Origin of the sequence: Parahaliea mediterranea, from assembly GCF_003402235.1 — a bacterium.
GTDB classification, from domain to species: Bacteria; Pseudomonadota; Gammaproteobacteria; order Pseudomonadales; family Halieaceae; genus Parahaliea; species Parahaliea mediterranea.
In genome coordinates, this window is sequence record NZ_QEWO01000003.1 from 83,682 (window position 1) to 97,913 (window position 14,232).

The 14,232-nt window shown below is 66.7% G+C and carries 15 protein-coding genes; 13 read left to right on the forward strand and 2 right to left on the reverse strand.

Annotated elements, in window-relative coordinates; translation table 11 throughout:
- Window positions 1-216: 216 nt before the first annotated feature.
- The 13 genes from fliF (at window position 217) to fliR (ending at window position 11,285) form a co-directional block, all read left to right on the forward strand.
- Window positions 217-1,935, forward strand: a complete 1,719-nt coding sequence (gene fliF / locus DDZ17_RS09800; protein ID WP_116366360.1) for a flagellar basal-body MS-ring/collar protein FliF — start codon at window positions 217-219, stop codon at window positions 1,933-1,935.
- Entirely contained in the window at window positions 1,928-2,935 is a 1,008-nt protein-coding gene (gene fliG, locus DDZ17_RS09805) for a flagellar motor switch protein FliG (protein ID WP_241505853.1), read from the forward strand. Before fliF ends, fliG begins: the two co-directional genes overlap by 8 nt.
- On the forward strand, window positions 2,928-3,677 hold the full coding sequence (locus tag DDZ17_RS09810) for a flagellar assembly protein FliH (RefSeq protein ID WP_116366362.1): 750 nt from the start codon (window positions 2,928-2,930) through the stop codon (window positions 3,675-3,677). The genes fliG and DDZ17_RS09810 overlap by 8 nt, the downstream gene beginning before the upstream one ends.
- Window positions 3,678-3,724: 47 nt before the next feature.
- A complete protein-coding gene (gene fliI, locus DDZ17_RS09815; protein WP_206613537.1) occupies window positions 3,725-5,062 on the forward strand; it encodes a flagellar protein export ATPase FliI in 1,338 nt (445 codons plus the stop codon).
- The gene (gene fliJ / locus DDZ17_RS09820; RefSeq protein ID WP_116366364.1) at window positions 5,059-5,517 is read left to right on the forward strand and encodes a flagellar export protein FliJ; all 459 of its coding nucleotides are present in this window, start codon (window positions 5,059-5,061) and stop codon (window positions 5,515-5,517) included. The genes fliI and fliJ overlap by 4 nt, the downstream gene beginning before the upstream one ends.
- A 26-nt stretch (window positions 5,518-5,543) precedes the next feature.
- Entirely contained in the window at window positions 5,544-6,932 is a 1,389-nt protein-coding gene (locus tag DDZ17_RS09825) for a flagellar hook-length control protein FliK (RefSeq protein ID WP_116366366.1), read from the forward strand.
- Between the two features lie 131 nt (window positions 6,933-7,063).
- Window positions 7,064-7,537, forward strand: a complete 474-nt coding sequence (fliL, locus tag DDZ17_RS09830; protein WP_116366368.1) for a flagellar basal body-associated protein FliL — start codon at window positions 7,064-7,066, stop codon at window positions 7,535-7,537.
- Window positions 7,538-7,560: 23 nt separating this feature from the next.
- A complete protein-coding gene (gene fliM / locus DDZ17_RS09835; RefSeq protein ID WP_116366370.1) occupies window positions 7,561-8,598 on the forward strand; it encodes a flagellar motor switch protein FliM in 1,038 nt (345 codons plus the stop codon).
- Complete coding sequence (fliN, locus tag DDZ17_RS09840; protein WP_116366372.1) at window positions 8,591-9,097, forward strand: flagellar motor switch protein FliN; 507 nt, start codon at window positions 8,591-8,593, stop codon at window positions 9,095-9,097. The genes fliM and fliN overlap by 8 nt, the downstream gene beginning before the upstream one ends.
- On the forward strand, window positions 9,094-9,474 hold the full coding sequence (gene fliO / locus DDZ17_RS09845; RefSeq protein WP_116366374.1) for a flagellar biosynthetic protein FliO: 381 nt from the start codon (window positions 9,094-9,096) through the stop codon (window positions 9,472-9,474). Before fliN ends, fliO begins: the two co-directional genes overlap by 4 nt.
- Window positions 9,471-10,217, forward strand: coding sequence for a flagellar type III secretion system pore protein FliP (fliP, locus tag DDZ17_RS09850; protein WP_421910183.1), 747 nt, complete (start codon window positions 9,471-9,473; stop codon window positions 10,215-10,217). The genes fliO and fliP overlap by 4 nt, the downstream gene beginning before the upstream one ends.
- Window positions 10,214-10,483 (forward strand): flagellar biosynthesis protein FliQ, encoded by a 270-nt coding sequence (gene fliQ, locus DDZ17_RS09855; protein WP_116366376.1) that lies wholly within the window; start codon window positions 10,214-10,216, stop codon window positions 10,481-10,483. The genes fliP and fliQ overlap by 4 nt, the downstream gene beginning before the upstream one ends.
- A gap of 10 nt (window positions 10,484-10,493) precedes the next feature.
- Window positions 10,494-11,285, forward strand: coding sequence for a flagellar biosynthetic protein FliR (gene fliR, locus DDZ17_RS09860; protein WP_116366378.1), 792 nt, complete (start codon window positions 10,494-10,496; stop codon window positions 11,283-11,285).
- Between the two features lie 23 nt (window positions 11,286-11,308).
- Here fliR and flgL read toward each other — a convergent pair whose 3' ends face one another.
- Both flgL and flgK read right to left on the reverse strand, forming a co-directional pair.
- On the reverse strand, window positions 11,309-12,505 hold the full coding sequence (gene flgL, locus DDZ17_RS09865) for a flagellar hook-associated protein FlgL (RefSeq protein ID WP_116366380.1): 1,197 nt from the start codon (window positions 12,503-12,505) through the stop codon (window positions 11,309-11,311).
- A 17-nt stretch (window positions 12,506-12,522) separates the two neighbouring features.
- Window positions 12,523-14,142, reverse strand: coding sequence for a flagellar hook-associated protein FlgK (flgK, locus tag DDZ17_RS09870; RefSeq protein WP_116366382.1), 1,620 nt, complete (start codon window positions 14,140-14,142; stop codon window positions 12,523-12,525).
- Window positions 14,143-14,232: the final 90 nt, after the last annotated feature.

Consider the following 14,232-nt stretch of genomic DNA (forward strand, 5'->3'; position numbering starts at 1 on the left):
GCTAGCAGCGCGCTGCCCGGGGCCATCGCGGCAAATAACAATAAAAGACGGTGCTTTTCTCGCCTTTACCGTGACAGGGGGTGCGGATAATGGCCGCCGTAAAGAAAACGCCCGCCGACCAGGTGAATCGCTCACCGACCCACTCTGTTGTTGCACGTACTGTATCGGCAGGCGAACGCAAAACTTTCAACAGAAGCTGTTGCCCAGAGGAAACGCATGAGCAAGGGCCCGTCAACTGCCCAGAGCAGGCCACAACAGGCCGGCACCGCCACCGAGGCGCAACCCGGCCTGCTTGAGCAACTGCGAAGCCGACCACTGATTCCGCTGCTGCTGGGTGGCGCCGCCGCTATTGCCGTTGTCACGGCCCTGCTGCTGTGGGCCAGCGCCCCCAACTACCGGGTGCTGTTCAGCAACCTTGGCGAAGCCGATGGCGGGCGCATTATCAGCGAACTGGAACAGCGCGGTGTGCCCTACCGCTTTGCCGCCGGCGGCCAGGCGCTGCTGGTGCCGGAAGACCAGGTACACAGCCTGCGCCTGCGCCTGGCGGAGCAGGGCCTGCCCCGCGGTGGCAATGTGGGCTTTGAGGTGCTGGATAACCAGGCCTTTGGCGTCAGCCAGTTCAAGGAGCAGGTGAACTTCCAGCGCGGGCTGGAAAGCCAGCTGGCCGCATCCATCGAAGCGCTGGGGCCGGTGTCCCGCGCCCGCGTGCACCTGGCGCTGGCGCGCCCCTCGGTGTTTGTGCGCGACCACCAGCCAGCCAAGGCCTCTGTGGTGCTCACCCTGCAGAGTGGGCGGGCACTGGGCGAAGGCGCGGTGAATGCCATTGTGCACCTGGTGTCCAGCAGTGTGCCGGAACTGGCCGCCGAAGACGTAACGGTGGTGGACCAGCGCGGCCAGTTGCTGTCGCGCACCGCCGCCGATGGCAGCAACCTGGATGGCACCCAGCTGGACTATATCCAGGAAGTGGAGCGCTCTTACCGCCAGCGCATTGAGCACATTCTTACCCCCCTGCTTGGTGCCGCCAATCTGCGCGCCCAGGTGGCCGCCCAAATCGACTTTGCCAGCCGCGAGGAAACCGCCGAACGCTACGCCCCCAACCAGGGCGACAACACAGCGGCAGTGCGCAGCGCCCAGACCAGCACCGCCTTCAGCGGCAGCGAACAGGCGGCGCGCGGCGTGCCCGGCGCCCTGAGCAATACGCCCCCGGGCGCGGCGCCCTCCCCCATCAACTACCCGGACGCCGCAACCGATGACGAAGGCGAGGCCGCCGATGCCCGCCCCGACAGCCTGCAGCGCGACGATGTCATCAACTACGAACTCGACCGCAATGTAATGCACACCCAACACCAGCGCGGCAGTGTGGAGCGCCTGTCGGTGGCAGTGGTGGTCAATTACCGGGAATCCGTCGACGAAGACGGCAACCCGGTGCAGCTGCCCCTGGATGACGAGCAGCTGCAGCACATTACCCGCCTGGTGCGCCAGGCCGTGGGCTACTCCGAAGCGCGCGGCGACGCCATTGAGGTGGTCAACAGCCCCTTCACTGAAACCCGCGTGCCTGTGGTGGAGCGCCAGTGGTGGGAATCCAGCGACATGCAGCAGCTGATTCTGCAGCTTGGCCGCTACCTGCTGGTATTTTTGGCGGCGCTGGTTCTTTACTTCAGCCTGCTGCGGCCGCTGGTGAAGCGTTACGGCGAAAGCCGCCATCCGGTTGCCGAGCCCCCCGTGGCCGGCCCCAGCTTCAGCGCCACTGTGGGCGCGGCGGATGACGAGCACAGCGGCGACGATACCGCTGCCCCGGTTTACGAAGAGCCGGGTGGGCGCCGCCGCAAGCCCTCTGGCTACGAGCAGAACCTGGCCGACCTCAAGGAAATGGCCGCGGAAGAACCCGCCATTGTCGCCATGATCGTGCGCAACTGGATCGCCAAGTATGAATAGTGAAAAGGTCAAGATGAGCGGCGCCCGCCGCGCCTCCATCCTGCTGCTGGCGCTGGATGAAGACAGCGCCGCCGAGGTGTTCAAGCACCTGTCGGCGCGGGAAGTACAGGAGCTGGGGCAGGAAATGGCGAGCCTTGGCCAGGTGTCTCACGCGGAAATGCGCGAAGTGCTGGAGGCCTTCCACCAGGAAGCGCAGGAATACGCCGCGCTGAACCTGCACACCAGCGACCACATTCGCGCCATTCTCACCAAGGCCCTGGGCAGCGAGCGCGCCTCCAGCCTGATCGAGGACATTCTGGAGCAGAGCGGCACCAACTCGGGGATCGACGCCCTCAACATCATGGACCCGAGCCTGGTGGCGGAGATGATCCGCGACGAGCACCCACAGATTATCGCCACCATTCTGGTGCACCTGGAGCGGCGCCAGTCTGCAGATATTCTCGAACTGTTCGACGACAAGCTGCGCAACGACGTGGTGCTGCGCATTGCCACCTTCAGCGGCGTGCAGCCGGCGGCCCTGCAGGAGCTGACCGAAGTGCTGGGCAGCATGCTCAACGGCCAGAACCTAAAGCGCAGCAAGATGGGCGGGGTGCGCACCGCGGCGGAAATTCTCAACCTGATGAATTCCAGCCACGAGGAGTCGGTGATCGACACCGTGCGCGCCCACAGCGAAGACCTGGCACAGAAGATCATCGACGAGATGTTCCTGTTCGAGAACATGGTGGACCTGGACGACCGCGCCATCCAACTGGTGCTGAAGGAGATCAACACCAGCAACCTCATGGTGGCCCTGAAGGGCGCCCCCCAGGAGGTGGTGGACAAATTCCTGGGCAACATGTCGCAGCGCGCCGCCGACCTGCTGCGCGAAGACATGCTGGCCTCTGGCCCGATCCGCATGTCGCACGTGGAAAACGAACAAAAGGCGGTGCTGCAGGTGGTAAGGCGCCTGGCGGACAGCGGTGAAATTGTACTGGCGGGAGGCGACGATACCTATGTCTGAACCTAATTCTGGGCGCAGCACGCGCACCCAGGCCCTGCGGGGCGAATGGCGCACCTGGCGCATGGACGAGCTGGCGCGCATTGCCCCCGGCGAGCCCGACCCCCGCCAGGACGCCGCCACCGCCCGCCAGCGCGCCCTGGCCCAGCGCGCCGAATTCGAGAGCCTGCGCCAGCAGGAGCTGGAACGGGCCCGCGATGCCGGCTACCGCCAGGGCCTGGCCGCTGGGCGCGAAGCCGGCCACGCCGAGGGCCTGGCGGCCGGGCGCCAGGAAGGGCTGGTGGAGGCACGCGAGGCAACACGTAACGCCCTCGAACCGATGGCCCAACTGCTGCAGACCTTTCAGGATGCCCTGCAGGAACTGGACGACCGCGTGGCCGACGAACTGGTAGACCTGGCCCTGGTAACCGGCCGCCAGCTGGCCGGCGAAGCGCTGCTGGCCAGCCCCGCGTACATTCTGGCGCTGGTGCGCCAACTGATGCAGGACGAGCCCCTGCTCAAAGGCCAGCCCCGCCTGCGCCTGCACCCGGATGACCTGCAGCTGGTGCAGTCCGGGCTGGAGGAAGAATTCAGCGCCGCCGGCTGGATCCTGCAGGCCGACGAGGCCCTGCAGCGCGGCGGCTGTCGGGTGCTGTGCGAAAGCGGCGAACTGGACGCCACCCGGGAGAGCCGCTGGCAGCAGATCATGACCCGCGTGCGCCAGCCCGGCAGCCGCGACGGCGCCCACCCGGCAGGCCCCCTGTGATCGGCGCCGCTGCGCACAACCCGCACCCGGCCCAGTGGTGCCGCACGCTGGAGAAGGTGCGCCTGCGGGTGGCCGGCAGCCGCAACTACATCGCCAGCGGCCGGCTGGTGCGCGCCACCGGCCTGGTGCTGGAGGCCGTGGGCCTGACGGTGCCCCTGGGCGCCGGTTGCCGGGTGGAGCTGTCCGGTGCCAGCGGCGCGGCCCGCTATGCCGAGGCCGAAGTGGTCGGCTTTGCCGGCGACCGGGTGTTCCTCATGCCCCTGCAGGAGATCAGCGGGCTCACCCCCGGCGCCCGTGTCATTCCCCTGTCCGACAACGACCGTGGCGGCGAGCGCCACTTTCCGGTGGGCGACGCCCTGTTGGGCCGGGTGGTGGACGGCAACGGCAACCCGCTGGATGACGGCGGCCCACTGGCGGACACCGCCCTGGGCGCCCTCAATTCCCCGCCCCTGAACCCGCTGGCACGCAGCCCCATCGACACCCAGATTGACGTGGGCATTCGCGCCATCAACGGCCTGCTGGCCGTCGGCCGCGGCCAGCGCATGGGGCTGTTTGCCGGCTCCGGCGTGGGCAAATCGGTGCTGCTGGGCATGATGGCGCGCTACACCAGCGCCGACGTGATTGTGGTGGGCCTGATCGGCGAGCGCGGCCGCGAAGTCAAAGACTTTATCGACAACATCCTCGGCGACGAGGGCCGCCGGCGGGCGGTGGTGGTGGCGGCCCCGGCCGACAACTCGCCCCTGCTGCGCCTGCAGGGCGCCGCCTACGCAACGCGCCTGGCGGAGCACTTTCGCGACAGTGGCCGCAACGTGCTGCTGATTATGGATTCCCTCACCCGCTACGCCATGGCGCAGCGGGAAATTGCTCTGGCCATTGGCGAGCCGCCGGCCACCAAGGGCTACCCGCCGTCGGTGTTTGCCAAACTGCCGGCGCTGGTTGAGCGGGCCGGCAACGGTCGCCCCGGGGGCGGTTCCATCACCGCGTTTTACACCGTGCTGACCGAAGGCGACGACCAGCAGGACCCGATTGCCGATGCCGCCCGCGCCATTCTGGATGGCCACGTTGTGCTGTCGCGGCAGCTGGCAGAGGCCGGGCACTACCCGGCCATCGATATTGAGGCGTCCATCAGCCGCGCCATGACGGCCATTACCGACAGCACCCAGCAACACAGCGCCCAGCACTTCAAGCAGCAGTTTTCCCGCTACCAGCGCAACCGCGACCTGATCAGTGTTGGCGCCTACAGTCCGGGCAGCGACCCGGCACTGGACCGCGCCGTGGCCCTGTACCCGACACTGGAGCGATTTCTGCAACAAGGCATCAACGAACAGGCCACCGTGGACGACAGCCGTTCACTGCTGGGCCGCATAGTGGGGCAAGCGACATGAACGGACCGCTCAACACCCTGATCGAACTGGCGCAAAAAACCTGTGACCGGGCCGGGCGCAACCTGGCACAGGAGCACCAGCGCAGCCAGCAGGCCAGCGACCAGCTGGCCGCTTTGCGCCAGTACCGGCGCGAATACGCCGAGCGCATGCAGGTGGCCCTGCAGGATGGCACCGACGCCGCCACACTGGCCAACTTCCGCGCCTTTTTGCAGTCGCTGGACAAGGCCATCGAGCGCGCCCAGAGCGGCGCCGAGCAGCAGGAAAAACGCGTGGAAGGCAGCCGCCAGCAGTGGCGGCAGGAGCGCCAGCGCCTGTCCAGCTTCGACACCCTGGCCACCCGCCAGCAGCAGCGCGAACAGCAGCAAAGCCGGCGCCGGGAGCTATTGCAGAACGACGAATTCACCAGCAACCACAGTGCCCGCCTGCGCCTGCAGGCGGAACAGGCCGAGTGGTAGCGCCCCCGATTCCAGGAGACCTCCCCATGCAAACCAGCCCCATTCCAGCCCTCGGCCCCAATGTTGTCAGCAATGCCGCTGTGAACAATGGCGCAATCAACAAAGGCACCGCTGACAAAGGCAGCGCCCCGGGCACCGACTTTGCCGCCCTGTTGGCCGCCCTGCCGACCCCGGTGGATGCAGGCTCTGCCGCCGAGGCACTGGCCAGCGCACTGGGCGCCGGCAAACCCCCGGCCACAACCCGGCCAAGCACCGGTGACGAGGCCGCGGGCGAGCCAACCGCAGAACCCACACTGCCCCAGGGCGCCGTGGTGGCGCCCACCGTTGCCGGCCTGAACGCCGGCCTGAATGCCGGCGAGATGGGCGCGGCTGGATTGCAGCGCCCGGCCACCGAGCCGCCTTCGGCAGTGCTGCCCACGGCGGATCCCCCCCTGGCCTGGCTGAGCGCCCCTGGCGGCTCGAACAATAACCTGGGTGCCAATAGTGAAACGGACGCAGCGACAACACGCAGCAGTGTGCCAGGCTCAGCTTCAACCACTGCGCCACGCACGCCAGCCACAACGGCCACAGCAACGCCTGTCACAGCACTCGCGACCACTCCCACCACAACGCCCGCCACAACGCCAGCCACAACACCAGCCACAACATCTGCCACCGCCGCGCTGCAGGCTGGCGCTCAAAACTCACCGGCGGGCGCCACCCGCACCGGTGATGCCGCCCTTGCCAGCCAAGCCAACAGCACCGGGCCGGGCGTGGACTCGGGTGTGGATACAGGCGCGGACACCAGCGTGGAAGAAGCAAAGCACTACCGCAGCGCCGCCAGCGTTGAGCGCACGGCAGGCGAAGGCAGCAGCCGCACCGGCGAGGCCGGCAACAACCAGGGCCTTGCCGCCACCGGCGCCGAAGCACGCGCTGCCAGTGCAGGCCGTGGCGCCGGCGCGCCGAATGCCGGGCCCGCCCCGGTGTTGAGCGCGCCGCTGGCCTCGCCGGCCTGGCAGGCACAACTGGGGCAGCAGGTGGGCGCCCTGCACCAGCGCGGCCTGCAGCAGGTGGAGTTGCAGCTTCACCCGGCCGACCTCGGCCCGCTGGCCATTTCATTGAAGGTGGACGAACAGGGCGCCCAGGCGCAGTTCCTGTCGGCCCACGCCGGCGTGCGCAGCGCGGTGGAGCAGGCCATTCCACAACTGCGCGAAGCACTGGCCCAGCAGGGTATTGCACTGGCCGATGCCTCGGTGAGCGACCAGCCCGGGCGTGACCAGGCAGGAAGCGACCAGGCCCGCGGCCAGGGTGAGCGCAACCCGGGCAGCGCCCTGTTTGCGCCCGGCGAGGGCGAGGCAGACGAGGCCGCATCCGCTGCACTGGCCGGCCCGGCCAGCGCAACGCCACTGCGCAGCGCCATCGATCTCTACGCCTGAGCACCCAAGCGACACAAACCAGCGGAATAAGCATGAATCATGGGCCTATTCACGCCATTAGCGTGAGCGCCGGCCGAGCATACTGTCGCCGCTGATCCCTCAACCCAGAAACCGGTGTAACAACGCAAACCATGGCAAATACACAAGGCGATTCGCGCAAAATGTGGTGGCTGGTCATAGCCCTGCTGTTCATTACCACGGGCCTGGCGGCCACCAATATTTACCTGCTCACCCGCCAGGGCGAGAGCGGCGCCAGCGAGGAAGTGGCCGAGGTCAGCGAGTCTGGCCCGCCGATCTTTGTGGACATCGCGCCCTTTACCGTCAACCTGCAGACCGACGGCTACGGCAATCGCCTGCTGTATGCCGGGGTGTCGCTGCAGGTGGGTGACGAGGCCACCCGCGACTTTCTAACCCAGCACATGCCCCAGCTGCGCAGCCGCCTGCTGACGCTGTTCTCCGGCCAGGAAGCGGCCGAGCTGATTTCCACCCATGGCAAACAGCAGCTGGTGGCCGGCGTGATGGACCTGCTGCGCGAACCCATGGCCCAGCCACAGCCCGAGCTGGCGGTGCGCAATGTTCTGTTCACCGAGTTTATCGTCCAGTAAGCGCAGCACCGGAAGCCACTGCAATGCCACAGGATGACCTGTTATCACAGGAAGAAATCGACGCCCTGCTCAGCGGCGACGGCGATGACGCTGGCGCCAGCGACCACAGCAGCGAGCCGCGCATCAAGCCCTACGACCCGGCCTCGCAGCAGCGCGTTATCCGCGAGCGCCTGCACACGCTCGACATTATCAATGAGCGCTTTGCCCGCCACTTTCGCATGAGCCTGTTCAACCTGCTGCGGCGCACCGCGGACATCACCGTGGACGCCGTGCGCTACCAGAGCTACAAGGACTTTGCGCGCAACGTGCCGGTGCCCACCAACATCAACCTGATCGCCATGAAGCCCCTGCGCGGCAGCGCGCTGCTGGTGTTTCCACCGAGCCTGGTGTTCATGGTGGTAGACAACCTGTTCGGGGGCGACGGCCGTTTTGTCACCAAAAGCGAAGGCCGCGAATTCACCAACACCGAGCAGCGCATTATCCGCCGCCTGCTGGATTTGGCGATTGACGCCTACCAGGAATCCTGGAGCTCTATCTACAAGCTCAGCGTTCACTACCTGCGTTCGGAGATACAGGCCAAGTTCGCCAACATCACCAACTCGCCCAACGAGATTGTGGTGAACACCACCTTCCACCTGGAGGTGGGCAACCTGGCCAGCGATTTCCAGATCTGCATGCCCTACTCGATGATCGAGCCGCTGAAAGACCTGCTCACCAACCCGGTGGTGGACAGCGCCGGCGACGCCACCTGGAGCCAGCGTATGGCCGGCGAGTTGCGCCAGTCGGAAGTGGAGCTGATTGCCGACTTTGCCGACCTGCCGAGCACGGTGGGTGATGTGATGGCGCTGAAGGTGGGCGACGTGCTGCCCCTGGATTTGCCCTCCACGGTGATCGCCCGGGTGGACGGCGTGCCAGTGATGGAGTGCGAATACGGCAGCCGCAAGGAACTGCGCGCCCTGCGGGTGCGCCGCATGATCGACCACACTCCGGCCCACCCCGGGCCGGAGAGCCCCTTTGTCAAAGGATCTACGCCGACTTCGAAGGAATCCGACAATGACTGACCCCAACAAGCCCGACCAGGACCCGGCCGGCGACGACTGGAGCGAAGCCCTGGCGGCCCAGGCCGCGGGCACTGCCACTGATACTGCTACCGACAGCACCGATGACCCCTGGGCCGAGGCCCTGGCCCAGCAGGCCGATGTCGAGGCCGAGGCCGAGGTCGCCACCGGCGACGCGGTACAGTCGGCCGGCGAACAGGTGTTCCACCCCCTCGATGCGGCGGCGGACAAGCGCCCGCCCCGCGACCTGGAAATGGTCATGGACATTCCGGTGAAGTTCACCGTGGAGCTGGGCCGCACCCGCATCACCATCAAGCAGCTGCTGGAACTGACCCAGGGCTCGGTGGTGGAGCTGGACGGCCTGGCCGGCGAACCGATGGACATCCTGATCAACGGCTACCTGATTGCCCAGGGCGAAGTGGTGGTGGTGGAAGATCGCTACGGCATCCGCATCACCGAGATCATCACCCCCTCTGAACGGGTGCAGAAACTCAACCGATGAGCGCCCAGGCCCCCGCCGTCGACACTGCCCTGGGCCTGGCGGCACTGGGCAAGACCGCCGTTGCCCTGGCGCTGGTGCTGGCGCTCATCTACGGCGCCAGCGCCCTGCTGCGCCGGCTGGGAGGCGTGCGCAACACCGCCAGTGGCAGCCTGCGGGTGGTGGGCAGCGTGGCCGTGGGGCAGCGCGAACGGGTGGTGCTGGTGGATGTGGCCGACACCCGGCTGGTGCTCGGCGTGGCCAGCGGCCAGGTGACCACCCTGCACACCCTGGCGGTGCCAGACGCCCCGGACAGCGCCGCCAGGCCCCTCGACACCCCCTTTGCCGAGCGCCTGGCAGCCACCCTGCGCCAGCGGCGCGCAACCGGAGACAAGACGTGAGCGCGCGCGCCCTGCTGCGCCTGGCGCCGCTGCTGTTACTGGCCTCTGGCGAGGTGGCGGCCCAGGCCGCATTGCCCGGCATTGTCACCAGCCCCACCGCCGACGGCGGCCAGCAGTGGTCGATCAAACTGCAAACCCTGGTGCTGCTCACCAGCCTGGCCTTTTTGCCCGCCGCCCTGCTGATGACCACCTGTTTTACCCGCATTATTATCGTGCTGGGCCTGCTGCGCACCGCCCTTGGCACCCAGTCCGCCCCGCCCAACCAGGTGCTGCTGGGGCTGGCGCTGTTCCTCAGCTTTTTCATCATGTCGCCGGTGCTGAACCAGATCTACGAACAGGCCTGGCAGCCCCTGACCCGGGAAGAGATCAACCTGGAGCAGTTCTTCCAGCTTGGCAGCGTGCCCCTGCGGGAATTCATGCTGGCCCAGACCCGCGAGGCAGACCTCGCCCTGTTCGCCCGACTGGCCGACGTGGGGCCGCTGCAGGGCCCGGAGGATGTCCCCCTGCGAGTGCTGCTGCCCTCCTTTGTTACCAGTGAACTGAAAACCGCCTTCCAGATCGGCTTTACCATTTTCATCCCCTTCCTGATCATCGACCTGGTGGTGGCCAGCGTGTTGATGGCGCTGGGCATGATGATGGTGCCGCCGGCCACCATTTCACTGCCCTTCAAGCTGATGCTGTTTGTGCTGGTGGACGGCTGGCAACTGCTGGTGGGCTCGCTGGCGGAGAGCTTCTTCCTGTGACGCCCGAGACCGTCATGAGCCTGGCCTACCAGGGCATGGTGATTACCCTGCTGCTGGCCGGCCCCCTGCTGCTGACCGCCCTTGCCATCGGCCTGCTGGTGAGCCTGTTCCAGGCCGCCACCCAGATCAACGAAATGACCCTGTCCTTCATCCCCAAGATTCTCGGCGTGTTCGCCACCCTGGTGCTGATGGGCCCCTGGCTGCTGCAGCTGATTACCGACTTCACCCGCGACCTGATCCAGAACCTGCCGCAGATGCTGTTCTGATTCGCGCCCTGTGATCGAATTTACCTTTGCCCAGTGGCAGGCCTGGCTGGCCGCCTTCTTCTGGCCCTTTGCGCGCATTACCGCCTTTGCCATGGCCTCGCCCCTGTGGGGGCATTCCAGCGTGCCGCGCCAGGTCAAGCTCGGACTGGCGCTGCTGCTGTGTATGGCGCTGGTGCCGGTGCTGCCGCCGGCACCGCCGATTGCACTGTTTTCCTGGGCCGGAGTGGGCGTGCTGGTGGAGCAGATGGTGATCGGGGTGGCCATGGGCCTGACCCTGCGCATCATGTTCGCGGTGGTGCAGGCCGCCGGCGAGTTCATCGGCCTGCAGATGGGCCTGGGTTTCGCCACCTTCGTGTCACCGGAGACCGGCACCAACACCATGGTGCTCTCGCGCCTGTTCTACATGATTACCCTGCTGATGTACCTGGCGGTGGATGGCCACCTGATTGCCATCGACGCGCTGGCGGGGAGTTTCCACACCCTGCCGGTGGGCCTGCTGGGGCTGGATGCCGGGGCCATGGAATTGCTGGCGCGCTTTGGCGGCACGGTGTTTATGTCGGGTCTGCAGCTGGCGCTGCCGCTGGTGGGGGCCCTGCTGGTGGTCAATCTGTCGCTGGGCATTCTCAACCGCTCGGCGCCGCAGCTCACCGTGTTCTCGGTGGGCTTTCCCATGTCGCTGACGCTGGGCATCTTCCTGCTGAGTGTGTTGATGACGGACTTCGGGCGCTTTCTGCAGAGCCTGTTCGGCACCGGCCTTGCCTTCCTGCAGCAGCTGCCCGCGGCGCTGGCCGGGCTGCCCTGAGGGCAGCGGGCCGCGCACTGGCCCTACAGATAATCGAACAGCGACATGCCCTTCACATCCACAAAGGCCTTCTGGGCCGCCTGCAGACCCACCTGGCGCAGGGTGTACTCGGAGATGGCCTCCACGTAGTCCAGGTCCACCAGGTCCGACAGGTTCTGCTCGTAATTCAGGGTACGGTTGCCCGCCACTGAATCCAGCACGTCCAGTTCGTTAAGGCGCGAACCCACCGACGCGCGGTTGGTGAGCACGTTGTCCAGGCTATTGTCGAACTCGCGCATCACGGTGCTCAGGGTGTTTTCCAGCGCCGCCTTCTCGGCGGGGGTTTGGGCCGGGTTTTCCAGCACTGCCAGGGCCTTTTCAAAACTGCGGAACACGTCGGTGTTCATGTTGCTGGCCACGTCCATCTGGAAGCGGTCGCCATCGGCGGGCTGGCCGTCAAAACTCAGCGACAGACCGCCGGCCTGCACCGGCACGCCCTCGGCCCAGGCCTGGGGCGGGCCGCCGTTGACGGTGAAGGTGGTTACGCCCGCCGCCACCTGAAAGTCGACGGTAAACGGGTCGCCGTAGGCCGGGTCGGCCACATCCACCACCTTGGGGCCGGTGAAGGTGGCGCTGCCGGTATTGCCGGGGTCGGCTTCGGCCACGTAGCCGGCGCCGCTGTGCACGCTCTGGAAGATGGTGCGGCCGTTGTCGGCCACCGGCATCAGGCGGGACGAATCCACCTGTTGGGCGCGCACATTGTTGTCGCCCACGTAGTTCACGCTGCCATCGGCGGCGCGCACAAAGGGCTCACTGCCGTCCTGGTAGCCGCCAAACAGGAAGCGGCCATTGCCGTCGGTGGCGTTGGCCTGGCCCACCATGGCCTCGTACAGGCCGCGCAGTTCGCTGGCCACCGAATCCCGGTCGGCGTCGGTGAGGGTGCCGTTGGCCGCCTGCACCAGCAGGGTCTTGGCGCTGGCCAGGGCATCGCTGACGCTGTTTAAGATGCTCTCCTGCTGGGCCAGGGCATTGCGCGCGCCCACCCGGGCGTCGCCGTACTGTGCGGTCACCGCCAGCGACTGGGACACCCGCACGGCCCGCGACGCGGCCTGGGGGTCGTCCGAGGGGTTGACCACCCGCTTGCCCGAGGCAATCTGCTGCCCTACCCGCATGAACTCGCCCTGCTGGCGGTTCATCGAGCTGACACTCTGTTCAAACATGGTAACGGTGCTGATGCGCATGGTGTGCTTCCTTGGCGTTAGCGCAGGCCGAGCAGGGCATCGATCACCACAGTGGCGGTTTCGATGACCTTGGCGTTGGCCTGGTAGTACTGCTGGTAACGGATCAGGTTGGCGGCCTCCTCGTCGAGGTTGACCCCCGATTCGCTCTGCTGCACGGCGCGCAGCTGTTCGCTGAGCCCCTGCTGCGCACTGAGGTTCACCTGAACAATGTTGGTGCGGTTGCCCACATCGCCCACCAGGGCGGCATAGGCCTGGTTGAGGGTGGCGCCGCCCGCCACCAGGGCCTCGTTCTGCAGCTGTTGCAGGGCCAGGGCATTTTCGTTGTCGCCACTGCCAGCGCCGAGCCCCGCCGCAATGTCGCTGCTGTCGCTGATCAGGGCGTCGAAGTCGCCCGCCCCACCGCGCACCGGCTGCAGGCTGAAGCGGTCGCCATCGGCCAGCAGGGCCGGGTCGTCCACGGTCACCACCACGCCGCCGATGGTGAGCTGGTTGGCGCCGTCCAGGGTCAGCGTCAGCGTCTCGCCGCTGTCCAGTCGCTTGACGTTGAAGGTGCCCGCGGCGGCATCGGCCACGGTCAGCTCATAGTCGCTGGCGGTCAGCTGGCTGATGTCGCCGTAGGCCACATCGAGGCTGGCGCTGCCGCTGTTGCGGGTGTTGGAAAACAGCGTCGGCTCGCCCATGGCGAAAAAGTCCGCTCCCGGGTCGCCGTTCAAATCCACCCCTGCGCTGTGCTGGGCGTTAAAGCCCGCAGCCAGCGACACGGCCAGTTGCCCCAGGCGGTTCTGCACGGCATCCAGCGATTCACTGCGAAACTGCAGCAGCCCGCCCAGGCTGCCGCCGGCCAGGGCGTCTTCGCCCAGCTCCACGGTGTTGCCGGCGGCGTCGATGTAGCCCACCACGGTGCGGGTGGGGTCGGCGCTGGCGCTCTGGGTGGTCAGTTCGTAGCTCTGCACACCGGCCACCAACGGCCGGCCGTTGGCGACGGACAGGCTGTAGGAGCCGGTTTCCGACACATCCAGGCGCACATCCACGCGTTCGGACAGCTCCGCCACCAGCTGGTCGCGCTGGTTGAGCAGGCTGTTGGGGGCCTCGCCGGTGCGGGCCTTGGCCAGGGCAATCTCGCGGTTCAGCCAGGCCACCTGGCTGGCGGTGTTGTTGATGGCCTTCACCTCGTCGCGGATCTGGCCGTCCACTCCCGAGCGCATGTCGTCGAGGTAGCCGTCAAACGAGCGGAACTGGGCGCTCAGGGCCTCGGCGGTGCCAATCACGCCCTGGCGCGCCGCCGGGTCGGAGGGTGCATTGACCAAATCGCCAATGGATGCGAAGAAATTCTGCAACAGCAGCGACAGGCCCGACTCGCTGTCGGCCAGCAGGTTGTCGATCTGGCTGACCTGGGTTTCGTAGGTCTGCAGGGCGCTGGCGCGGCTGGAAGCGGCGTTCAACTGCTCGGTGACATAGGCGTTGAACTGGCGCTGGATGTCGTTGACCTTGACCCCGTCGCCGGCCTTGCTCTCGCCGAGGATGGTTAACTCGCGGTTGTAGCCCGGTGTGTAGACGTTGGAAATGTTGTTACTGGTGGTGTTGAGGGCGTTCTGCGCAGCATTCAGACCGCTCAGACCAATCGAAAAAATACTCATGTATGGTCAATCCCCTGACGCTCGTCGGCGCTGCCGGAAAGTGGATTCTGTGTCTCTGAAGGTATCGGCGGCAGCGGGCAGAACTTTAGG

Coding starts and splice junctions, on each gene's coding strand:
- fliF (WP_116366360.1), top strand. CDS start 217: ATGAGCAAGGGCCCGTCAACTGCCCAGAGCAGGCCACAACAGGCCGGC.
- fliG (WP_241505853.1), top strand. CDS start 1,928: ATGAATAGTGAAAAGGTCAAGATGAGCGGCGCCCGCCGCGCCTCCATC.
- DDZ17_RS09810 (WP_116366362.1), top strand. CDS start 2,928: ATGTCTGAACCTAATTCTGGGCGCAGCACGCGCACCCAGGCCCTGCGG.
- fliJ (WP_116366364.1), top strand. CDS start 5,059: ATGAACGGACCGCTCAACACCCTGATCGAACTGGCGCAAAAAACCTGT.
- DDZ17_RS09825 (WP_116366366.1), top strand. CDS start 5,544: ATGCAAACCAGCCCCATTCCAGCCCTCGGCCCCAATGTTGTCAGCAAT.
- fliL (WP_116366368.1), top strand. CDS start 7,064: ATGGCAAATACACAAGGCGATTCGCGCAAAATGTGGTGGCTGGTCATA.
- fliM (WP_116366370.1), top strand. CDS start 7,561: ATGCCACAGGATGACCTGTTATCACAGGAAGAAATCGACGCCCTGCTC.
- fliN (WP_116366372.1), top strand. CDS start 8,591: ATGACTGACCCCAACAAGCCCGACCAGGACCCGGCCGGCGACGACTGG.
- fliO (WP_116366374.1), top strand. CDS start 9,094: ATGAGCGCCCAGGCCCCCGCCGTCGACACTGCCCTGGGCCTGGCGGCA.
- flgL (WP_116366380.1), bottom strand. CDS start 12,505: ATGCGCATCAGCACCGTTACCATGTTTGAACAGAGTGTCAGCTCGATG.
- flgK (WP_116366382.1), bottom strand. CDS start 14,142: ATGAGTATTTTTTCGATTGGTCTGAGCGGTCTGAATGCTGCGCAGAAC.